The organism is Fictibacillus sp. 23RED33, assembly GCF_015903925.1.
Classification (GTDB): domain Bacteria; phylum Bacillota; class Bacilli; order Bacillales; family Fictibacillaceae; genus Fictibacillus; species Fictibacillus phosphorivorans.
The window spans coordinates 152,763-175,159 of the sequence record NZ_JACZDX010000006.1 but is presented as its reverse complement, the minus strand read 5'-3'; the positions used below and the strand labels follow the sequence as shown (position 1 = coordinate 175,159).

Sequence of the window (22,397 nt, the reverse complement as noted above, 5' to 3'; positions counted from 1 at the left end):
TGAAAAATAACCCAAAATGTCCATAATTTCAGGACTAATTGCTTATACTAGGTTATGAATTCATCCATTTTATTGTTGAAAGGAACGGTGAGGAGCATATGGGCTATTACGATGATGATTATGAATCACCATCTCGACAAAAAGGAAACCGCGGAGGAAAGTTTCTACCAGCGTTGCTAGGAGCCATTCTAGGCGGATTGCTTGTCTTATTTACAGTACCTGCACTAGGAGGAGCTGGTCTTTTACCAGATAATCTGTATCCTTCGAACGAAGAGGAAAATGGGTTAGGTACTGACGAAAATGTGGAACAGCGAAAAGTGGATGTCGATCTGACTACGAATGTAACGGATGCGGTTGATAAAGCATCTGGAGCCGTAGTCGAAGTCATCAACATTCAACAGACTGATTTTTGGAGCCAGCAGCCAGCGGGCACAGGATCAGGTGTTATTTATAAAAAAGAAGGCAATAAGGCGTATGTGGTAACGAATGATCACGTTGTTGCGGACGCAAACCAGATTGAGATCACGCTTAGCAACGGCACGAAGCTTAAAGGTACTTTACGCGGAACAGATCCTCTCATGGACTTAGCTGTTGTTGAAATCGATGGCAGCAAAGTGGACAGTGTAGCGGAATTTGGAGTGTCAGGTGACTTAAAACGTGGAGAACCGGCAATTGCAATCGGTAACCCGCTCGGAAACTTCCCTGGATCTGTTACACAAGGTATTGTTTCTAGTGCAGACCGTTCGATTCCAGTTGATCTGGATCAAGACGGAAACCCAGATTGGCAAGCTGAAGTTATTCAAACGGATGCAGCGATCAACCCTGGTAACAGCGGAGGTGCTTTAATTAATATCTCCGGTCAGGTGATAGGGATTAACTCTTCTAAAATCGCGCAGAACGAAGTAGAAGGAATCGGATTCGCTATTCCATCTGATGTAGCAAAACCGATCATTGAAGACCTTGAGAAATATGGTGAGACACGCAGACCGTTCTTAGGCGTTAACATCATTCCGCTTTCTCAAGTGAACACGTATCAACGTGAGCAAACACTGAAGATTCCAGACAGCGTACAAGAAGGTGTTGTTGTTATGGAGATCACGTCAGCCTCACCAGCAGCTCGTGCAGGTATTAAGGAAATGGACGTAATTGTCGAGATGGGTGGAGAGAAGATCAAAGACCCTATCGCTCTTCGTAAGTTCCTTTATACAAAGGCGAAGATTGGTGATGAGGTGGATGTGACGTTCTATCGTGATGGGAAGAAGAAGACCGTGAAAGTTGAATTGAGCGGTGGTAATCAATCTCAATAAAAGGGAAACAGGGGGCTTTAGGGTCTCCTGTTTTTTTGTTTGTTGGTGCTAAGGTGTCTTTTGGGAGTGAGTTGACTTCCGTTTCAGGTTGCTCGCTTTCCGCGGGGCAGGCGGTGAGCCACATTCGTACGTTTCACGTATAAGTGTCTCACCTGTCCCACAGGAGTCTCGCACCTTCCACTACAATCAACTTGACGGTGAAGAATGAAAATAAAAGACAAAAGATAAGAAATACAAATACCCCTACCATTTAAGAAAAATCTAATGTTGATTCCACATGTGGACAACTTTATTTTAGCGGATTGTTTACACACAGCTGTATATTCGTTAGTGTAATAAGAAGAATTGTGGATAAGTTAGGAGTGAAAAGATTTGGTTATTATTTGCTGCAAAGACCATGCTGAGCTTGCGATTGACATCATTGTGGATGAATTTGAAACGCCACCAGTTGTAGAGTTACTAACAGAGAATGATGAGTTATCAACAGGTTGTGAATACTGTGATAACAAAGGTGTATATAAAGTATCGAACATATGAACGCCTACAAGATATAGCACTAATTGTGCATATGTGGATAAGTTCTGGGGATAACTTATTTGAAAGGAAGTTTTCAACAAGTGAATATTTCAATCGTTTCCGTAGGGAAATTAAAAGAAAAATACTTAAAACTAGGTATAGATGAATACTTAAAAAGATTAGGACCTTATGCAAAAGTAGAAATTATCGAGGTTCCTGATGAAAAAGCACCTGAAACATTAAGTGATCAAGAGATGATCATGGTTAAAAACGCTGAAGGTGAAAGAATTCTGGCAAAGATCGGCCAAGATGTTCATGTGATTGCAATGGCGATCGAAGGAAAGGCTGTTTCATCGGAAGATTTGGCTAAGAATTTAGATCAGCTAGCGACTTATGGGAAAAGCAAAGTGGCATTTGTCATTGGAGGATCCCTAGGGTTAAGTGACGCTGTAATGGAGCGGGCGAATGAGAAGATTTCATTTGGAAAGATTACGTATCCGCATCAGTTGATGAAGTTGGTGTTGGTTGAGCAGATTTATAGAGCTTTCAGGATTAATAGAGGAGAACCGTACCATAAATAATAATTCTTTTAATAAGAAACAGCACCTATCTTATAAAGGTGCTGTTTCTTTTTGCAGTTTGTATTGGGTATCTAACTATTCGACACAGGATACTTCAACCCCTTTTTCTTAATCTTATCTTTAATAATTGTCTCAACATCCAGATCAAGTTCACTACATAGCATGAGTCCGTAAATGAAAACATCAGCGATTTCTTCTTTAATATTTTCTATGTTTTGTTCTACAGCCTCTTCACTGCTTCTCCATTGAAAATCTTCTAATAGTTCAGCAGCTTCAATTGAAAGAGAAATGGCAAGATCTTTTGGATTATGGTGAGGTTTCCAGCCTCTTTCATCTCGAAATTCATTGATAGCGTTTATTAGCTGTTTAATTTCATTCATGTATGCTCATCCTTAGTCATAGTCTTTTTTGGGTTAAAATCTAGTTCATATAATTTTATCACTTTAGTGCAGGTAGTAGAGGATAAACTCGTAAAGCAGTTATGTTCAATGCAATACCAGTATTGTACAGTTGACAAAACCCCAACTCCATAATAGTATTGAAAATTATATTCATAACTAAAAAATATTTATAGATAGCAAGCTATGATTGCTGCAGGTCGTACTACAGCAGGAGCAGCTTCTGGAGAGACCGCTATAAAAGCGGCGCCGAAGGGTTCACAATCTCAGGCAAACGGACAGAAGAGTATTGAATTTTGACATTGTTGTGCCTGTCATATCTAGCGCAGTAAATGCTTTTTTCATATTCTAATGTACAAGAGATTGGAGATTCCTCCAGTCTCTTTTTTTGTTTGATTTGCATCTTAGAAGGAGGATTCATACGTGTCACAGCAAGAGTTGAAGAGAGATTTAGCTAACCGTCATGTGCAGTTGATTGCCATTGGCGGAACGATTGGTACGGGGTTGTTTTTAGGTTCAGGAAAAGCGATTCAGCTTGCCGGACCGTCTGTTATTTTTGCTTATTTGATCGTGGGAATCGCGTTGTTTTTTATGATGAGAGCGTTAGGGGAACTGCTGCTTTCGAACGCAGGCTATGAGTCGTTTACTGATATTGCGGAGAACTATCTTGGTCCGCGAGCTGCTTTCATCACAGGCTGGACGTATTGGTTCTGCTGGATTATGACAGCGATGGCTGATGTGATCGCGGTCGGTGTCTATGTTCAATATTGGTTTGACATACCGCAGTGGGCTCCGGCGATTGTTTGTTTACTTCTTTTACTAGGGCTAAATCTATTAACGGTAAAGCTTTTCGGTGAATTGGAGTTTTGGTTCGCATTAATCAAGGTGATTACGATTCTAGCATTAATTGTGATTGGGGTTGTCCTACTCGTAATCGGGTATCAGACGGATGCGGGAACGGTCTCAGTGAATAACCTGTGGAATCATGGAGGTCTGTTTCCTAATGGTGTGACTGGGTTTCTACTCTCGTTTCAAATGGTTGTGTTCGCGTTTGTGGGAGTGGAGTTAGTCGGTGTAGCGGCAGCAGAAACGTCTAATCCAAGAAAGAATATCCCGTCTGCGATCAATAAAATTCCACTTCGAATTCTATTTTTCTATGTTGGCGCATTGATTGTGCTACTTTGCATCAATCCGTGGACAGAGTTAAACGCGTCGGAAAGTCCATTCGTTAAAACGTTTAGCATAATAGGGATTCCGCTTGCAGCTGGGATTATCAATTTCGTTGTACTGACTTCAGCGGCATCTGCCTGCAACAGCGGGTTGTTCTCAACGAGTCGTATTCTTTTTACGTTAAGCAAGAGTGAGCAGGCTCCTCGTTCTTTTAAGAAACTAACGAAAAATGCTGTGCCTGGAAACGCGCTTTGGGTTTCGACTGTTGTTGTTTCAGTGGGAGCGCTCCTCAGCAAGCTGATTCCAGAGCAAGCTTTTGGCATCGTAACAACAATCAGTGCCATCTGTTTCATCTGGGTATGGAGCGTGATCTTGATCAGTCATATTAAATACCGTAAAACACGATCTGACCTGCACAATAAGTCGACGTTCAAAGCACCTTTTGCTCCATTCATTAATTATGTGGTGCTCGCCTTGTTCGGGTTAATATTAATCGTCTTATTTGTGGCAGAAGCTACACGTCCGGCGTTATTGCTGACACCCATTTGGTTTATTTTATTATTTTTCTTGTATGCTTTTAAAAAACCTATGCTGAAATAAAAGGATTGGTTATTTGGAATGCATCATTGATCTGGATCTTTAGAGACATCTACATTTTATAAGTAGCATCTTTAAGCAGGTGATAAGCAGGAAGCGACGAATTTTCCTTTAGAGTTAATTACAAGGAGGTTTTTAGGGTGAATTTGTCAAGAAACCGGAGAACAGATACTGCTTCAAAAGTGATCCCAGTTCCACCTCAAATCGTCTATCTAGCTATTATAAATCCGGATTCACTAATTCAATGGCTTCCGCCTGAAGGGATGTCGGGTAAAATTGATACCTATGATTGCCGTGAAGGAGGAGCTTATAAAATGACGCTTACGTATGAATTGGATGAGTTGATTCTTGGCAAAACGTCGGATAACACCGATGTGGCGGAAGGAACATTTTTGGAGCTGGTCCCAAACCAGCGAATTGTCCAATCCGTTAACTTCAATTCCGAAGATCCTGCTTTCTCGGGTGAGATGATACAGAAATGGATATTGGAAGATGTTTTGGGAGGCACTAATGTTACAATCATTTGTGAAAACGTACCAGAAGGTATTCGTAAGGAAGATCACGACACTGGACTAAGGTCCACGCTAGAAAATCTTGCTGCTTTTACTGAGAAATTGTAAATAGATACATGGAATTTATCTGATGAACAAGCCAGAGATTTTTTAAAATCTCTGGCTTGTTTCAGTTATTTTATTGATTAGCGCGTATCTTTTAGTTTTTTAGTTTAGGGGCGCGAGGACGGTTCTCGTGCTTCTTGTAGTTGTAAGTTAGGAAGCAGCAGAACCGTCCCTTTGCTTTCCCTACCTCCTCGCACTCCATCGATTTATGAGTCCAACTAGATGACCATTTACGAAAATAACCCCAAGGATAATGATTGCTCCACCTAAAATACTGGTATAAATAACCTTTTCATGTAGAAGTAGCACGGCTGCTATCAGTGTAGAGACTGGTTCAAGGTATAAGAAAACAGATACTTGAGTGGCCTCCAACACCTCTAATGCTTTTGCCCAGTACCAGTAGGCAATACCGGATACAAAGACTCCAAGGAAGATAAGATGAGCCCATTCTACTCCATCTAGAAGAGTAAGCTTTTCCCAACTTTTGTTCTGAAAGATGAATGGGAGAGTAAGCAAAAGTCCCAAAGTACTCATGTAAAAGGTGAGGACCAATGCAGGCAATGGCACTTTTAGGCTTTTTAGTAAAACTGAATAAATGGCCCAATTTAAGGTACTGAGAACCATCAGTAGATACCCGATGTTGATCGAGAATCCTAATGACCTGTCTCCACCTGCTGTTGTGACCAGCAATACACCACTAATGGCCAAAATAATTCCAATAGCCTTTGGAAATGTCATCTTTTCATGCAGAAAGACCATGGAAAGAACGACGGTGAAAATCGGGGATAACGTAATGAGCCAGCCTGCAGAGGATGCATCAATGGATAAAAGCGCGCTTGCCTGAATAACTTGATGAAGAAAAACACCAAGAATTCCTAATACGATTAAGTGAGGGATATACTGTATCGGCAGCTTCATGGAATGTTCCTTTTTTACAAGGATAAGTACTAATAAAAATAATGCACCTATACCAAAACGGATGACAAGAAGAGTAAAGGGATCAAGCTTGTCCAGTACCGCTTTAGTCGAGACAAAGGATATTCCCCAAAGGCTGATGGACATGGTGGCATACAATGAGGCTCCTAGCATTTTTCGAAATGAAATCATAGATAGGCTTTCCTTTCCCAGTCAATTGTTCTACCATCTTATGCTTGTCCTCGAAAAAACATGAGGATGAGAAGCTTAGCTAGGGTCAAGAAAGTTCTTGTGAAAAGAGGGGAAGGAAGCGGCAGAACCGTCCCTTTGCTTGCAAAGATGATAAACTAGTGACTGACGGAGAAGGGAAACGAGATGATTTCTCTTCTTTTTTGCGTTTACGTTTAGATAGTTAAAGAACAACCGAACGACCAACCTTTCGTTTTCATCTGTTAATTTCCTCATAACACGTTTATCTTTTTAATGAATTGTGCTCTAATAAGAAAGAGTTAAAAAAGCAGGTAGTTTATGTGCACTATGGCTTAAATGAGCATTAGTGTATGTATCAAGAGTTTGCGAAATGAGGAATACCCATGAAAAGATTTAAGAAGTTTTATATAGAGATTACGAGCATCTGTAATTTGGCGTGTCATTTTTGTCCTCCAACGGAACGAGCTAAACAGTTCATCTCCATTGATGATTTTAAGAAACGTTTAGACCAGATCAAGCCTTATACTGATTTCATCTATCTACATGTAAAAGGTGAGCCGCTGCTTCATCCTAAAATTGATCAGTTATTGGACTTGGCCCATGAAAGAGGATTTAAAGTTAACATCACGACGAATGGGACGCTCATTAAAAAGAATTGGGACAAGCTCATTAATAAGCCTGCGCTCAGACAGATGAATTTCTCCCTTCATAGCTTTGATGGCCACGTTGGCCAGAGTATGACGGATAAAGAAGAATACGTAAGAACGATTCTTTCTTTTGTACAAGAAGCAACGAAGGAATCTCCGTTATTTGTTTCGTTGAGGCTTTGGAACCTGACGCAAGACAATGCGACGAACTTGGAGAAACAGCGTAACCGTCAGCTGCTTGAAATTATTGAGAACGAATTTAATCTCGCATTTAGAATTGAAGAAAAGCTCACGCCGGGTAAAGGTATCAAACTAGCGGATCAAATTTTCATCAATCAAGATTACGAGTTTAAATGGCCGGCACTGCATGAGGAAGAGGACGACGGAAAAGGATTCTGCTACGGTCTTCGCAATCAAGCGGGCATTTTGGCGAACGGTACAGTCATTCCATGCTGCCTAGATGGAGAAGGGGTCATTAACTTAGGAAATATTAATGAAACAGACTTCTCAACTATTATTGAAGGTGACCGAGCTAACAATCTTGTAGATGGTTTTTCGCGAAGAGAAGCGGTTGAGGAACTTTGCAGAAAATGTGGTTATCGTAAGCGTTTTGGTAAATAGTACAAAAACATATGCAAGACATTTAAGACGGGGAGCTACCCTGTCTTTTTTATGGGCAAAAAAACGCACCTAATCTCAAGAGCTTTGAAGCAGCAAATTCTGCATCAGCATTGTGATTAAGTGCGTTCATTATTTATTATTTTAATTTAACATCAAATCGATCTGCGTCCATCACTTTTACCCATGCTGCGATAAAGTCGCGTACGAATTTTTCTTGATTGTCATTCTGCGCATACACTTCAGCGAGTGCACGAAGTTCTGAGTTGGATCCGAACACGAGATCAAAGCGGGAAGCCGTTCGCTTTACTTCTCCTGATTTACGGTCGCGACCTTCGTACTCGTTAAAGCCTGTTGATTTCCACTCTACACCCATGTCGAGCAGGTTTACGAAAAAGTCGTTCGTTAACGTGCCAACGCGGTCTGTGAATACGCCGTGTTTCGTATTCTTATAGTTTGTTCCAAGAACACGCAGACCTCCGACGAGTACAGTCATTTCAGGAGCAGACAGACCTAGTAGCTGCGCTTTGTCTACAAACATCTCTTCAGGGCTTGTACTATATTCTTTCTTTTGATAGTTTCGGAACCCGTCTGATACCGGCTCAAGTACATCAAACGAAACATCGTCCGTTTGTTCAGGCGTTGCATCACCGCGTCCAGGTGTAAATGGAACGGTAACATCAAAGCCTGCATCTTTTGCTGCTTTTTCAACGGCTGCGCTTCCGCCAAGAACGATTAAATCGGCTAGGCTCACCTTCGTGTCGAGCTGGTTTTGTAGATCTTGATAGATTCCTAGCACTTTCTCCAGCTGTTGGGGTTCGTTCGCTTCCCAACCTTTCTGAGGAGCTAGGCGGATGCGTGAACCATTCGCACCTCCGCGCATATCAGAGACACGGTACGTGCTAGCTGAAGCCCATGCCGTTTTGACGAGCTCACTCACGGATAACCCTGTATTTAGAATCTTTTCTTTTAACTGAGCGATGTCAGATGGTGATAGATCATAATCTATACTTGGAACAGGGTCTTGCCAGATGAGCTCTTCGTCTGGAACCTCTGGACCGAGATAACGCACTTTCGGCCCCATGTCACGGTGAAGAAGCTTGAACCACGCTCGTGCAAAAGCATCAGCGAATTCATCTGGATTCTCGTAATAACGGCGAGAAATTTTTTCATAGTCCGGATCCATACGCAATGCCATATCAGCGGTTGTCATCATCGTTTTCACTTTGATGGATGGATCTTCGGCATCAGGAGCCATATGCTCTTCCGTCATATCGACAGGTGTCCATTGGTAAGCGCCTGCTCTACTCTTCGTTAACTCCCATTCGTAACCGAACAGAAGGTTAAAGTATCCGTTATCCCATTGTGTTGGGTTCGACGTCCAAGCTCCATCAATACCACTCGAAATGGTGTCGCGGCCTTTTCCGCTGCCGTGACGGCTCAGCCAACCAAGTCCTTGTGTTTCAATGTCTGCTGCTTCAGGATCGTCTCCTACAAGAGAAGGGTCCCCTGCGCCATGCGCTTTTCCGAACGTATGACCACCAGCGATAAGTGCAACGGTTTCTTCGTCATTCATCGCCATACGGCTGAACGTATCACGAATATCACGAGCACTTGCAAGTGGATCAGGCTTTCCGTTCGGCCCTTCAGGATTCACATAGATCAGACCCATCTGAACTGCAGCGAGCGGGTCTTCAAGCTCACGGTCACTCGAATAACGGTTGTCCGCTAACCATTCTTTTTCCGTTCCCCAATAAACATCTTCTTCTGCATGCCAAATATCTTCACGTCCACCAGCAAAACCAAACGTTTTTAACCCCATGGATTCAATCGCTACGTTACCGGTGAAAACAAGAAGATCTGCCCATGAGATCTTGTTGCCGTATTTTTGTTTGATCGGCCATAACAGACGGCGAGCTTTATCAAGGTTTACGTTATCTGGCCAGCTATTTAGAGGTGCGAAGCGTTGAGAACCTGATCCACCCCCACCGCGTCCATCAGCCGTACGGTATGTACCTGCCGCATGCCAAGACATACGGATGAAGAAAGGACCATAGTGACCATAATCCGCTGGCCACCAATCTTGGCTGTCGGTCATCAACGCATGAAGATCTTTTTTCAGTGCGTCGTAATCCAACTTAGAGAACTCTTCACGATAATTAAAATCGTCTCCCAACGGGTTCGATTTTTTGTCATGTTGACGAAGAACATTCAGGTTGAGTTGATTCGGCCACCAATCCTTATTCGTCGTACCATGTGGAGCTCTAGAAGTCGTAATTGCACTATCCTTGTGGTGTGTGACAGGACATTGACCTGCTGATGTGTGTTCTTTTTGATCGGGCTTGTTGTTGTTTTCCATTACAATTTCCCCTTCCTTTTTTGGAACTTAAAATTGCAAAACACGAAAAGCCATGATGTTAAATATTTGATAATTATGATAACTCAATTATAGAGGACAGGTATGTGTATTCAAAGCGTAATGCACTTTTGATGTTCACATAAAGGATTATGTATGAAACGACCGCTTTGAAAGCAATCTTGAGCTACAAATAAGTATGGTAGAATGAATAATAACTATAAGAAATGAGGAACACCGGAATGTCTAACCTACCAAACTGCCCAAAATGCAGCTCTGCTTATGTGTATGAGGACGGAGCTTTTCTCATTTGCCCTGAATGTGCTCATGAATGGTCTCCGGAAACAGAGAGTGAATCTGACGAAAAGGTTGTAAAAGATTTCAACGGAAACATCCTTCAAGATGGTGACTCTGTATCTGTTATTAAAGACCTTAAAGTCAAAGGTACATCTTCTGTTATTAAGATCGGCACGAAAGTAAAAGGCATTCGTCTCGTTGAAGGCGATCATGATATTGATTGTAAGATCGACGGATTTGGCGCGATGAAATTGAAGTCCGAATTTGTAAAAAAGATATAGAGATTCAGAATAACCACCATTCTCCGGTGGTTATTTTTTTCGTAAAATAATCCTACTCCTCAAGATCGTAATTAGTTAATCCTTGTCCTTCCAGTATTTAACGCTTATTTTCTCTCAAAAAAAGCTGAAGAAACATAAATAAAAAAAGGTTAACAATCGAATACTTAGGGTATTTAAAGAAAGTATGTGTGCATAAAAATTTTAAATACAAACCTTTATATTCTAATATAGTAATTATTTATAGATTGATCGCAAAAGGAGAGGCAGAATGAATATACATTTTGAACAAAAAAAGCAGCAATTAGGTATTCGGGAAATTTGGGGAAGCAAACAGCAAACCATTTCTTCTGTCTGCTTTGATTCCAGAAACGTAACCAATAACTCTTCCTTTGTCTGCATAACTGGAGAACAATTTGACGGTCACACCTTTATTGAAAGTGCTATCCAGAACGGTGCAATTGTGGTGGCCGGTGAAAATAAGAAGATTTTAAAAGAGGCGAGCGAAGTTTATAGAGATCTTACATTCTTACTCGTTGAGGATGCTCGCGTATTTATGGCTCAATTATCTATCCTATTTAACGAACGTATACATGAACAATTAATAACAGTTGGTATTACTGGTACGAATGGTAAAACGACGGTTGCAGCTTATGTTAGATCGTTGATGAACCTTTGTGATGTAAAATCCGGTTCGATCGGAACTACCGGTATGATTTCCTCTACAGGAAATCTGGACATAAAACAGTCAACGCCAACAACGCCTGAAGCGCCTGATCTTCATCACATTTTCAAACAGTTTGTAGAGAATGGTGATCAGCTCGCTGCGATGGAAGTTACTTCTGTTGGAATTGAACAAAAACGAACAGCAGGTATCCATTTTGATGTTGCCATTCACACAAACTTGTCACCAGAACATTTAGAGTTTCACCATACGTTTGAAAACTACAAACAAGCGAAGCTAAAGTTGTTCAAACAAGCCAAAAAAGCGGTTGTGAACATAGATGACGAAGGTATGGGTAAAGAAATCGTAGAGTTGTTTACAGGTCCTTTGCTAACGTACAGCATGAATGAAGAGAGCGATGCGGATGTGATCGCTACGGATGTTAAGCAGGTTTCGAACGGTACTTCATTTACCTTATCTGTTCACGGAAAACGTTATTCTGTCATAACACCTTTTTACGGATCTTATAATATCGCGAATCTGCTTTCTGCAATCTGTACAGGCATGCATATTGGAATACCACTAGAAAAAATGCTTCAAGTTCTACCTGAAATGACAGGACCAGAAGGAAGATTTGAAATCATCCATAAGCAAAAGCGAAAGATCATTTTGGATTACGCGCACACACCGGTTGCGTTACAAAACCTTGTAACAGAAGTGAAAAAGCTGCCATACAGTCGACTGATTGTGTTAGTCATGGGTATCGGAATAAGAGATAAAGAGAAGATGCCAAAAATGGCAGAAACGATTGAGAACCAAGCGGATGAAATCGTCGTGTCTGTCGATCATCCAGGATACAACGATCCGAGTGAGATTGTCGGCCACGTGATGAAAGGGTTCAAAAATCCAGACGCACCTAACATTCATTCAGAACTTACGCGTCATGATGCAGTGATTAAGGCATTGTCTCTGAGTGAAGAAAATGACATTGTTCTCCTCACGAGCGGCTGCATCAATGGGGCTCAAATTGTAAAAGGTGAGAAGATCCCTCACTCTGACAAAGACATCATTGCTGACTTTTTTAGAAGTAAAAAAGTGGCGAAGAGTGGGAGAATGTTTGCTTCTTCTAAGATAAGATGGGTGCAGACACAAAAAAAGAATGTACTATAAAAGCTATAAAACGAACCCCTGCTGTAGATTAGCAGGGGTTTTCAACTGGATTTTTTCTTTTTCTCGATTAAGGTCCAGCTTTCGTACGTCGTCCAGAAAAAAAGCGCAGTAAGTAATGAAAATGGTTTTAAATCTTTTGGTAGATAGAGTAGCAGCAAAAATCCGATGATTACAAATGGAGGAAAGAGAATCAAAAATTTTCGTTTCTTCATCAAATAACCACCTCTCTAATGTAATCTTATCATAATAATATATTCGGATATGAGTAAGTAAGACTATTTATTGAATACTTATACGTGCAAAATGCAGTTTGAACGCATAACCCCTGAACAACCCGGGTATTGGTTAATACTTACAAAATGTTGAGGGAGCTGACAGCGTGAATACACTTTTCTTAGTTTCTTTTTTAGTGAGTTCTATTGTGACAGGTGCGAACTCGAGCGAAATGGCTTTAAATCGGACGAGCAATGACGTAACCCAGAACGAAGAGGAAACACAGAGCTTTTCTGAGCCTATCAATACGGAAGAACAGCAAGAGGCTGTATTAAAATTCATCAATGTGGACGTGGCAGCAGTATCTACCTACGAAGTACAAGCCTTTGATTCTTTAGCTAGCGTTTCAGGTGCAAACTATACAGACGACGAAACGATGTATTTGGAGTTAGTGGAAACGACGATTCCTGCCTATGAAAAAGCAGTTTCCCAAGCAAAAACCATCGATGTTCAAGGAGAAGAATTAGTGGGTATGAAAAGGCAAATCGTAAAAGCTACCGAAACATTTTACGAAGGCTTAATTCTTCAAAGACAAGCGTTAGAACAACAAGATGAAAATCTGATGACACAGTCTAATCTGAAATTAAAAGAATACTTTCAGTTGGTAGATACTTATCATGCAGAGATGGAGTTGTTGAGTAAAAAATACGACATCGAGTATAAAGATGCTCCAAGTCAATCAGAGCAATTGGAGCAAACAGAAGAAGGCGATTTCTTGTAAAGGCTATGTTAATCTAAATTCGGTTATTGCGAGAACATAGACTTAATAAGACACCCTGGACAAGTTGATTGGAGTGGAAGGTGGGAGACTCCTGGGGGATCAGCGGGACAGTTCGAAAAGTGGAAGTGGCTTGTTCAGCCCCGACAAGCAAAAGATGAATGGGTTTGAAGGCGCACTTTGCCTTCTTAGCCATTTAACTTTTGACCTCGAGGGGCTAGCCACTGCAACTAGACAGATGAGACAGCTCAGGGCGCAAAGCGTCGAGATGGCTCATCGCACACCCCCCGGAAAGCGAGCACCTGAAACGGAAATCAACTCTCACCAAAACACCTGCAAATTTTACAAAAAAAAGTAGCTACCCTATAAAAAAGGATAGCTACTTTTTCTTAATGTGCCTGTGATTCACTCGCTTCTTCATCACGCACTGCAAAAACTTTCTTAGCAACCGTTAACGCGTTCAACACACGAGGAAAACCTGTATATGGGATCAAGTGCGTGATGCTCTCCACGATCTCTTCTTTTGTCAGTCCCGCCGTCAGCCCCGTATTGATATGAAGCTCCAATTGAGGCTCCGTTCCTTGTGTCACTAGAGAAGAAATCGTTACAAGCGCTCTCTGTTTGTTCGTGAGTCCTGCTCGTGAATAAATCTCGCCGTACGCAAATTCAATAATGTATTTCCCTACATCTGGCGCGATATCTTGCAGGTCATCTGAGATTTTTAAGTGCGTTGAAATGTCTTTGTTATCCGTTAACGTATACTCCATTAACTTATCTAATCCATTTTGAAAACGATCTTTTTCCATGAGTAGTGCCTCCTATAATCTGTATAGGAACTACTTTATCTCACTTAAAATTATTCGTAAAATACATATAATATATCTAAAGTATGCATTATTGTTATAATTTTAGATCTTATTCGCTAAATGGTGAAAGCATATTAATAAATTCTCGAGTCGCATACGTAACGTATTTATCTTTCTTTTTTATTATACCTAGCTTATAAGGCAGTGAAGGATCAACGATCGGAATGGCTTTAACCAATGTTTGATCTACCTTTTTTGCAATTGACTCTGGAAAGATCGAAACCCCCAAGTTCTCCCCGATCATACCGCTGATAAAGTCCCATTGTGAGCTTTCATAGGATATCTTCGGATGAAAACCAGCTGTAATACACTCTTCGATTACACGATCATGTAAGGTAAAGCCTTCTTTAAAAATAATAAAAGATTCATTCTCCAATTCTTTCATCATTACTTTTTCTCTATTCGCGAGCGGATGTGAGTGATGAACAAACAACATGAGCTGCTCCGTTAAGAAAGAAACAATCTCAAGTTTATCTTCATTTAAGGGCATGACGACAACCCCGAGATCTAAGAGTCCGTCATTCACTTCTCGCTGAACACGGTTCGCGCCATGTTCGACGAGCTGAATCTGTATTTCCGGATAAGAAGCTTTGAATTTCTTGATGATTTTAGGGAAAAATAAAAAGCCGATAAGCGGGGGAATTCCAATTTTGATCTTCCCTTTTTTTAAGTTCATTAAGTCGTAAAGGTTTGATGATAGGTTGTCCAAAGACTCTAGAATCATCTTGCTCTGTTCAAACACGATCTCGCCGGCTTCTGTTAGTTCGATCTGCCTGGAAGAACGATCGATTAGTTCCATCTCAAGTTCGTCTTCTAAACTTTTTACCATTTTACTAAGACTAGGCTGAGATAAATGCAGTACGGTAGAAGCTTTCGTGAAGCTTTTGTGCTTGGCCACAGCATGAAAATAGGTCAATTGTCGAATATCCATAGAGAGAACTCCATTCTATAACTTTTGTGCATACTATCTATAGTTATAATTCATTTTACTTAATAAATACACAGGAGTAAAATGTCCTTCGTGCAAAGAAAACTTTTGAAAAGTAAGTGCTAATAGATGAAAGCGCACTCTTTCTATATAAAAAAGGAGGAAAGATTTTGATTAGTATCATAATAGGTCTGGCTCTACTCATGTTTTTTGCGTACCTCGGCTGGTCGATCATCTGGGTTGCTCCAATCGTAGCGGGTATTGTTGCTCTAATGAGTGGTTTAGACTTGATGGACGCGTATACCAATACGTATATGACCGGCTTTGTAGATTTCGCAAAAGCATGGTTTCCGATCTTCTTATTAGGAGCTGTACTCGGTAAGTTGATGGAAGATACGGGAGCTGCTAAATCGGTTGCGATTCAGTTCACGAAGTTTATTGGTGAAAAACGTGCGATTCTCGGAGTTTTGGTAGCATCAGCTGTCTTAACTTACGGTGGTGTGAGTCTGTTTGTTGTTGTGTTCGCTATCTATCCGATCGCATTGGCATTGTTTAAAAAAGCAGATATCTCTAGAAGATTGATCGCACCTACGATCGTTCTTGGGGCATTCACGTTTACGATGACTGCTGTACCAGGTACACCACAGATTCAAAACTTAATTCCGATGAATACGTTTAAGACAACCCCTATGGCGGGTACCATTATCGGTATTGTAGCTACGCTGATCATGGCAGTTGGCGGCTATTTCTGGCTGAAGTTCAGAGAGAACCGTTTAACAGCAGCTGGTGAAAAGTATACAGAACCAAATAAATCAAAAGAGAATGAAGATGAAAATGAGGAGAACCTTCCAAACTGGATTCTTTCATTAGTCCCTTTAATCGTTGTTGTTATTTTACTTAATTTCTTAAAAATCGCTCCAATTCCTTCGTTATTAGCTGGAATTCTAGCCATTCTTCTTATCAATATCAAGCAATACAAAACGTTCATTCCTTCTATGAATGAAGGTGCTAAAGGTTCTGTTATGGCGATCATCAACACGAGTGCTGCGGTTGGGTTCGGTGCGGTTGTAACGAGTGTGCCTGACTTTGACAAAATTACAGATATGCTATTAGGAATCTCAAGCAACCCGCTCGTATCTGAATCCTTAGTCGTACAGCTTTTAGCGATGATCACAGGTTCAGCATCAGGTGGTATGGGAATCGCGTTACAAGCTCTTGGCGGAACGTATTATGATTTGTCTCAGTCAACAGGCATGAGTCCTGAAGCGTTCCATAGAATGGCATCTATTGCCTCTGGAGCATCGATCCTGCCTCATAACGGAGCATTGTTAACCCTTCTTGCGGTAACACAGTTAACGCATAAGGAAACGTACAAAGATGTATTTGTAGTCGCTTTAATTATCCCTACCATTGCCGTAATCGTAGGAATCATTATGGCAAGCATGGGTATTATATAAAAACTTTTTAGGAGTGAGTAGTATGGTAGAAAATAAAGTAGTCGTTATTACAGGTTCTGCAAGTGGAATCGGATTTGAAATCGGAAAAACATTCGCAGAGAACGGAAGCAAAGTAGTCTTAACAGACCTTAATGAAGAAGGCGTTAAAAAGGCTGCAGAAGAGTTAAAAGGTCTTGGACTTGAAGCAATCGGCCTAAAAGCTGACGTTACAAGTGAAGAAGACATCAAGAGCATGATCGAAACAGCACACAAAGAGTATGGCCGTGTTGACGTTCTGATCAACAACGCTGGTCTTCAGCACGTTTCACCAATCGAAGAGTTTCCAACAGCTAAATTCGAACTCATGATCAAAATTATGCTAACAGCGCCATTCATCGCAACAAAGCATGTAATGCCGATCATGAAGCAACAAGGTTTCGGACGTATCATCAACATCTCCTCTATCAATGGTTTGATTGGATTTGCTGGAAAAGCGGCTTATAACAGTGCGAAACATGGTGTAATCGGTCTTACAAAAGTAGCAGCATTAGAATCAGCAGCAGAAGGTGTTACAGTTAACGCGCTTTGCCCAGGTTACGTGGACACACCACTTGTTCGTGGTCAGATGGAAGATTTAGCGAAAACAAGAAACGTATCATTAGATAAAGTACTTGAAGAAGTTATCTATCCATTAGTTCCTCAAAAACGTCTGATGGAAGTTAGCGAGATCGCAGACTATGCGATGTTCCTATCAAGCGACAAAGCGAAAAGTGTAACTGGACAAGCAATCGTTATTGATGGTGGTTATACAGCTCAATAATCTTAGTTTTGATGAACCTCAGCCATTTAATTGGCTGGGGTTTTCTTTTTGGGTGTTGTAAGAGGCGGGCCATTGTTTATCAGGATTAAGGGTATATGGATAGGGGATAGCAGTCGATTAATGTCGACTCGTCGATATATGAGCAAAACTTGTGGAATTATAGACGAAACTAGCGGATTTAATCCTAATATTTTACGAATCAGGACCGGATTTTCCGGAATGATCTTGCCATATACCCCTTATGGTATCAATTAAAATCACCTATGAGACACGAAATGAAGCTTAAGATTTGTATACCATAGAAAAAACCGACTAGATCATCATGTTTTAGTCGGTTTTGTTCTTTTTATTCAATTTATCACCTATATAAAAGCAAGCATCACCCTAAAGTGCTTCTCTAACCACTTTCTTATAATGAAGAACAGATAGCACACCAAAGATCGAATAGAGGATCGTATACATGACCATGACGATGATCATAGGTGTCCAGAGTTCAGCTCCGAACAGGAACCAACCGGATTGTACGGCGAAATAACTGTGAAGCAAGCCGACCACTAGTGGAATTCCAAAGTTAAAGAGCTGTTTATACTGAATACCCTTTAACAGGTCACTCTGCGTGTAACCTAGTTTTCGCAGAATCATATAGTTTGGCTTCTCACTTTCTCCTTCATCCATCTGTTTGAAGTAGAGGATACATCCAGAGGTGACGAGGAAAGTCAGTCCTAGGAAACCTACGATAAACATCATGAGTCCCATGTTTTTCTTTTGGTTCGTGCTGATCTCATGACGAGATTCATTGTATAGCTTTTTATACGTTTCAGTTGATTTAAACAGTTTATCTGCCTCTTCCAGTTGTTCTTTATTTTTAATGTCGACCCCAATATAGAGGCTGGATTCTTTTTGTACCTTAGGATCGATATCTTTTTTCATCTTCTTAAAAATAGCATCATCAACGATTGCGGTTGGAACGCCTCCGGCTGTGAAATACCAGGATACGGGATAAATATCTTCTAAGCCTACATAACGTTGAGTGAGCGTTTCGGTCTTTCCTTTTATTTTGATGGTTCCAGAATTCTTTAATGGCATAAACTTTTGAAGCAGATCGTCATAGCCAGTAAAGACCACTTCATCCCGTGAAACTTCCATGCCAGATACTGACTTTTCACTGATTAAAGGAAGTGGCATCGCTTTCGGATCGATCACGAGTTCTTCTAAGCTTCGATCAATAAGCTGTGAAGCATTCACCGTCACCTGGACCACTTCAATCGATTTTTCCGAATACGGAATATTGTTCTTCTTTAAAGCGGATTGGAACGTATCAGCGGATTCTCTATCAATGATTGAAAAGTCATGCGGAACATTTTTTTCAGCCGTTTTCTCTGCCGAATAATACGAGATATATGCAAGGCACAACAAAGCAATCGAGAGCGCTGAAACGGTGGTGATGATCATAAGCAGAAGTGCGTTCGACTTCATGCGGAACATAACGGATGCGAGTGACATTACTTCGTTGATCGATAGGTAGCCACCTTTTCGTTTTCTTATTAGGTTAAGCAGAAAACTGACAGAGCCTTTGTAAAAGAAATACGTACCTAAAATGACGGCTGTCAAAATAAAGATCATTGCTCCAAATAATTGAGGCATCGTTGTAAAATCGCCGCCAAACAGTTTGGAAGATACGATATAACCTGTCGTGATTAGAACGAGACCCACGATTCCCATCACCATCTCAAAGCGAGATAGTTTTTTCACTGTGATTTCTGTAGAAGAGGTGACACGGAATAGAGATAGTATGGTCTGCCTTTTAATGAACGTGTAGTTCATGATCATGATTAACAGATAGATCGCTGTAAAAACAAGAACCGTTTGTAGGAGTGCTTGTGGTGAAAACCTTAGAGATGCGATCGAATCTACACCAGTCGTCTTGAACAAAACGAGAATCATTAATTTTGAAAACGAAAAGCCTGCAAAGATTCCGATCAAAAGAGAACCAAAGTAGAGGAATAAGTTTTCAATAGAAAGAATGCGAAAGATCTTACTTTTCGTCATCCCGATCAATTGGAACAACCCGATTTCTTTGCTGCGCCGTTTGATGAAGATGTTGTTCGCGTAAAGTAAAAAAACCGATACGATTACGACCAATAAAATAGAAGCGGCTCGAATCGCGGCTTCACCTTTTACTGAACCTTCAACAGAATCCATAGACGGATCATATTGAAGCGTTACAAATGCAAAGTAAAGAGCAGAACTAAATACTAGAGCAAAAACATAAAGGTAATAGTTTCTTAAGTTTTTCTTTAAATTGCGAAAGATCAATTGATTAATGTTCATGTTGAACACCACCTAAAACACCTTGCGTCTTCATAATATCCTTAAAGAAACTCTGTCGATCTTGTTCTCCTTTCATAAGCTGCGTGTAGATCTGTCCGTCTTTTATAAACACCACACGACTACAATAGCTTGCTGCTACAGGATCATGGGTCACCATAAGAATCGTCGCTTGTCTGTTCTCGTTAAGACCGCTTAATTTGTTGAGAAGGTCAGACGCAGACTTGGAATCGAGAGCTCCGGTTGGTTCATCCGCGAAGATGATACTTGGCTCATGAATGAATGCACGCGCTGCAGATGTTCGCTGCTTCTGCCCACCTGAGATCTCGTTCGGATATTTATCTTTTATCTCAGAAATACCAAGCTCGGTTGCGACTTGCTCAAATTTCTTTTCAGCTTCCTTTTTCGGTGTTTTCGTTATCGAAAGCGGCAGCAGAATATTTTCTTTAACGGTTAATGTATCTAAAAGGTTGTAATCTTGGAAGATGAAACCAAGGTGGTTCTTTCTGAACTCTGCCAGCTGTTTTTCTTTCATAGCTGTCATCTCAAATGAGTTGATATGAATCGTACCTTCGCTCACTTGATCGATAGAGGATAGGACGTTCAACAATGTCGTTTTACCAGAGCCAGATGCTCCCATAATACTGATGAACTCACCTTTTTCAACAGAAAGATCGATGCCTTTAAGGACGTGCTGTTTATTATTTTTATTTCCATAGCTCTTATGAAGCTTAACGGCTTTCAATATACTCATGATTTTATTTACCCCTCTCTGATAGTTTCATTATAGAAAGCATTTCAGCTCTTTTCCTTCTATTCAACGAACAAAACAGAAAAGCATGTGACACTTTCGTCACATGCCCATCGTTTCATCAAATTCATTTCTTTTTGGGAAAGCGAGCGTGACCGTTGTTCCTTCATTCCGTTTTGACCCTACAGAGAGTTGAATATGTAAAGAGTCTGCCGCTTTTTTGGCTAAATATAACCCCATGCCGGTGGAAGCTTGATCCTGATGGTCTGTCGTAGACGTGAACCCTTTCTCAAAGATACGAGGCATATCCTTTGTATCAATTCCGCGACCAAAGTCTTGAATCGATAAATAGTTTCTGTCGTTCATGTTATAAGAGTTGATGATAATCTCTGATGAATGGCTGTATTTCACAGCATTCGTTAAGATCTGGCGAATGATAAATGCTAGCCATTTGGTATCACTTAAGACATGGGTGACTTCAAGGTTAAAATCAAAGCCGATTCCTTTTTGAATGCACCATGACTGCAGCGTTTTAAGTTCGGAAAAAAGCAGCGTCTCAAGATCAGTCACTTCCATATAAAGATCGTTCTTAATAAAAGGAATTCTCTTTTGATGAAGCTGTTGATCGAGCAGAAGGTGGATACGAAGCCATTCGTAGGTCAGATCTCCTTTTAGTGGCGTATCGTCCATTCGCTGTATCATAAGGTGCATCGCTGTCAGAGGCGTTTTCACCTCATGAATCCAGGCTAGGAGATCGTCCTTTTCCTGTTCGATGAGTAAACGGTTCTCAGAAGCTGTTTGTTTTAAATGCTTTGTTTGTTCGGTAATGCTGTTTTTAACGATTTTTTCAAAAGGTGTAGAAGGTGATGACATATTAGAAAGATCAAAATCATTTTCTCTTTCCTCAAGCTGTTGGAAAAAAGCTGTTTCCTTCTGATACCGATAAAAAAGAAAGAGGACAAAGACAATAAGTGAAATAAAAACGATATAGCCAACAGCAGAAAGGGGGATTGCTGGATCTAGATAGGCAATCAAGAGAAGGATCAGCTGTTGTAATAAAAACAAAAATATCCAGCTGCTGCGTTCGATCAAATAGCGTTTGATCATATAGAATCCTCTTCTATTGCACGATAGCCTTGTCCGACTTTCGTCTCGATGAATTGTCCGAGTTCGATTTCCTCTAGACGTTTTCTTAAACGATTCACATTTACGGTGAGGGTATTGTCACTAATAAACTTTTTATCATCCCATAAGCTGTTGATGAGATTATCACGACTTACAATCTTATTCTTTTGCTCGATTAAGAGTTTCAGAATGAACACTTCATTCTTAGTCAGTTCGACGGAACCTTTTTCGTTCGTTACGATATTCTTTTCATAATCAATTTGAGCGCCACACCACGTTTTGAGACTAACGGTGTCTGTATTGTAATTATAAACACGCCGAAGAATCGCATGAATCTTTGCGATCAATACTTCAAAATGAAACGGTTTTTGGACAAAGTCGTCTGCTCCAAGCTGCATGGATAGAACCATATCGCTCGGATGATCACGCGAAGACAGAAAGATGATCGGTACATTAGAATGCGATCGAATATTTCGGCACCAATGAAATCCGTCAAACTTTGGTAGCTGTATATCGATTACAACAAGGTCAGGTTTAACCTCTGTAAACTCCTGCATCACTCGTCCAAAGTCAGTAATGCCATACACTTCATACGACCATTGGGACAATCGCTCTTTTATCTCGCTGAACAGTGTCGAATCATCTTCGATAAGCAAAATCTTAAACATCATTTATCACCACATCATTACTTGATATGTTTTTCAGTCTATAGCAAAACTTGGATATTTTCTAGGATGTGCATTTTTTTCACTCCGCAACCAACTCGTCTGTATAATATCGTTATCAAAAAAAGATGCCCAATTTAGGCACC

The 22,397-nt window shown here is 40.7% G+C and carries 21 protein-coding genes and 1 riboswitch; of the genes, 11 read left to right on the top strand and 10 right to left on the bottom strand.

Annotation, left to right across the window (positions count from 1 at the left end; translation table 11 throughout):
• Positions 1-98: 98 nt before the first annotated feature.
• The 3 genes from IHV09_RS17925 to rlmH all read left to right on the top strand — a co-directional run bounded on the left by IHV09_RS17925 (position 99) and on the right by rlmH (position 2,404).
• On the top strand, positions 99-1,307 hold the full coding sequence (locus tag IHV09_RS17925; protein WP_197265123.1) for a S1C family serine protease: 1,209 nt from the start codon (positions 99-101) through the stop codon (positions 1,305-1,307).
• Between the two features lie 372 nt (positions 1,308-1,679).
• Positions 1,680-1,844, top strand: coding sequence for a CxxH/CxxC protein (locus tag IHV09_RS17920; RefSeq protein WP_066399497.1), 165 nt, complete (start codon positions 1,680-1,682; stop codon positions 1,842-1,844).
• 80 nt (positions 1,845-1,924) lie between these two features.
• Positions 1,925-2,404, top strand: coding sequence for a 23S rRNA (pseudouridine(1915)-N(3))-methyltransferase RlmH (gene rlmH, locus IHV09_RS17915; RefSeq protein ID WP_197133090.1), 480 nt, complete (start codon positions 1,925-1,927; stop codon positions 2,402-2,404).
• A 71-nt stretch (positions 2,405-2,475) separates the two neighbouring features.
• On the opposite strand, the gene IHV09_RS17910 is transcribed toward rlmH, so the two are convergent.
• A complete protein-coding gene (locus IHV09_RS17910; RefSeq protein WP_197265122.1) occupies positions 2,476-2,784 on the bottom strand; it encodes a nucleotide pyrophosphohydrolase in 309 nt (102 codons plus the stop codon).
• A gap of 231 nt (positions 2,785-3,015) precedes the next feature.
• Positions 3,016-3,094: riboswitch (glycine riboswitch) on the top strand.
• Between the two features lie 131 nt (positions 3,095-3,225).
• Between IHV09_RS17910 and IHV09_RS17905 the strand changes: the two genes are divergently transcribed.
• Positions 3,226-4,572, top strand: a complete 1,347-nt coding sequence (locus IHV09_RS17905) for an amino acid permease (RefSeq protein WP_197265121.1) — start codon at positions 3,226-3,228, stop codon at positions 4,570-4,572.
• 137 nt (positions 4,573-4,709) lie between these two features.
• On the top strand, positions 4,710-5,189 hold the full coding sequence (locus IHV09_RS17900) for an SRPBCC family protein (RefSeq protein WP_197265120.1): 480 nt from the start codon (positions 4,710-4,712) through the stop codon (positions 5,187-5,189).
• A 180-nt stretch (positions 5,190-5,369) separates the two neighbouring features.
• On the opposite strand, the gene IHV09_RS17895 is transcribed toward IHV09_RS17900, so the two are convergent.
• Positions 5,370-6,293, bottom strand: coding sequence for a DMT family transporter (locus IHV09_RS17895; RefSeq protein WP_197132801.1), 924 nt, complete (start codon positions 6,291-6,293; stop codon positions 5,370-5,372).
• Positions 6,294-6,694: 401 nt separating this feature from the next.
• Here IHV09_RS17895 and IHV09_RS17890 point away from each other — a divergent pair, with 401 nt between their 5' ends.
• A complete protein-coding gene (locus IHV09_RS17890) occupies positions 6,695-7,579 on the top strand; it encodes a radical SAM/SPASM domain-containing protein (RefSeq protein ID WP_197265119.1) in 885 nt (294 codons plus the stop codon).
• Positions 7,580-7,715: 136 nt separating this feature from the next.
• Here IHV09_RS17890 and katG read toward each other — a convergent pair whose 3' ends face one another.
• On the bottom strand, positions 7,716-9,935 hold the full coding sequence (gene katG / locus IHV09_RS17885) for a catalase/peroxidase HPI (RefSeq protein WP_197265118.1): 2,220 nt from the start codon (positions 9,933-9,935) through the stop codon (positions 7,716-7,718).
• Positions 9,936-10,174: 239 nt separating this feature from the next.
• Here katG and IHV09_RS17880 point away from each other — a divergent pair, with 239 nt between their 5' ends.
• Entirely contained in the window at positions 10,175-10,510 is a 336-nt protein-coding gene (locus IHV09_RS17880) for a zinc ribbon domain-containing protein YjdM (RefSeq protein WP_197190297.1), read from the top strand.
• 268 nt (positions 10,511-10,778) lie between these two features.
• Positions 10,779-12,341, top strand: coding sequence for a UDP-N-acetylmuramoyl-L-alanyl-D-glutamate--2,6-diaminopimelate ligase (locus IHV09_RS17875; RefSeq protein ID WP_197265117.1), 1,563 nt, complete (start codon positions 10,779-10,781; stop codon positions 12,339-12,341).
• 41 nt (positions 12,342-12,382) lie between these two features.
• Here the strand turns inward: IHV09_RS17875 and IHV09_RS17870 are convergent, their stop codons facing one another.
• On the bottom strand, positions 12,383-12,553 hold the full coding sequence (locus IHV09_RS17870; protein WP_197190295.1) for a hypothetical protein: 171 nt from the start codon (positions 12,551-12,553) through the stop codon (positions 12,383-12,385).
• A gap of 167 nt (positions 12,554-12,720) precedes the next feature.
• Here IHV09_RS17870 and IHV09_RS17865 point away from each other — a divergent pair, with 167 nt between their 5' ends.
• Positions 12,721-13,335 carry a hypothetical protein gene (locus IHV09_RS17865; protein WP_197190294.1) on the top strand — a complete coding sequence of 205 codons (615 nt, stop codon included), beginning with the start codon at positions 12,721-12,723 and terminating at the stop codon, positions 13,333-13,335.
• A 386-nt stretch (positions 13,336-13,721) separates the two neighbouring features.
• Here the strand turns inward: IHV09_RS17865 and IHV09_RS17860 are convergent, their stop codons facing one another.
• Positions 13,722-14,138: a carboxymuconolactone decarboxylase family protein gene (locus IHV09_RS17860; RefSeq protein WP_197265116.1), complete on the bottom strand. Its 417-nt coding sequence runs from the start codon at positions 14,136-14,138 to the stop codon at positions 13,722-13,724.
• Positions 14,139-14,247: 109 nt separating this feature from the next.
• The gene (locus tag IHV09_RS17855; protein ID WP_197265115.1) at positions 14,248-15,129 is read right to left on the bottom strand and encodes a LysR family transcriptional regulator; all 882 of its coding nucleotides are present in this window, start codon (positions 15,127-15,129) and stop codon (positions 14,248-14,250) included.
• A gap of 167 nt (positions 15,130-15,296) precedes the next feature.
• Between IHV09_RS17855 and IHV09_RS17850 the strand changes: the two genes are divergently transcribed.
• Together IHV09_RS17850 and IHV09_RS17845 are read left to right on the top strand one after the other, a co-directional pair.
• Positions 15,297-16,583 carry a GntP family permease gene (locus IHV09_RS17850; RefSeq protein WP_197190291.1) on the top strand — a complete coding sequence of 429 codons (1,287 nt, stop codon included), beginning with the start codon at positions 15,297-15,299 and terminating at the stop codon, positions 16,581-16,583.
• A gap of 22 nt (positions 16,584-16,605) precedes the next feature.
• Positions 16,606-17,382, top strand: coding sequence for a 3-hydroxybutyrate dehydrogenase (locus IHV09_RS17845; RefSeq protein WP_137791278.1), 777 nt, complete (start codon positions 16,606-16,608; stop codon positions 17,380-17,382).
• A gap of 384 nt (positions 17,383-17,766) precedes the next feature.
• Here the strand turns inward: IHV09_RS17845 and IHV09_RS17840 are convergent, their stop codons facing one another.
• The 4 genes from IHV09_RS17840 to IHV09_RS17825 form a co-directional block, all read right to left on the bottom strand.
• Positions 17,767-19,713 (bottom strand): ABC transporter permease, encoded by a 1,947-nt coding sequence (locus tag IHV09_RS17840; RefSeq protein WP_197265114.1) that lies wholly within the window; start codon positions 19,711-19,713, stop codon positions 17,767-17,769.
• A complete protein-coding gene (locus tag IHV09_RS17835) occupies positions 19,703-20,464 on the bottom strand; it encodes an ABC transporter ATP-binding protein (RefSeq protein ID WP_197190289.1) in 762 nt (253 codons plus the stop codon). The genes IHV09_RS17840 and IHV09_RS17835 overlap by 11 nt, the downstream gene beginning before the upstream one ends.
• Positions 20,465-20,563: 99 nt before the next feature.
• Positions 20,564-21,568 carry a sensor histidine kinase gene (locus tag IHV09_RS17830; RefSeq protein WP_197265113.1) on the bottom strand — a complete coding sequence of 335 codons (1,005 nt, stop codon included), beginning with the start codon at positions 21,566-21,568 and terminating at the stop codon, positions 20,564-20,566.
• Positions 21,565-22,254, bottom strand: coding sequence for a response regulator transcription factor (locus IHV09_RS17825; RefSeq protein ID WP_197190386.1), 690 nt, complete (start codon positions 22,252-22,254; stop codon positions 21,565-21,567). Before IHV09_RS17825 ends, IHV09_RS17830 begins: the two co-directional genes overlap by 4 nt.
• Between the last annotated feature and the right edge of the window lie 143 nt (positions 22,255-22,397).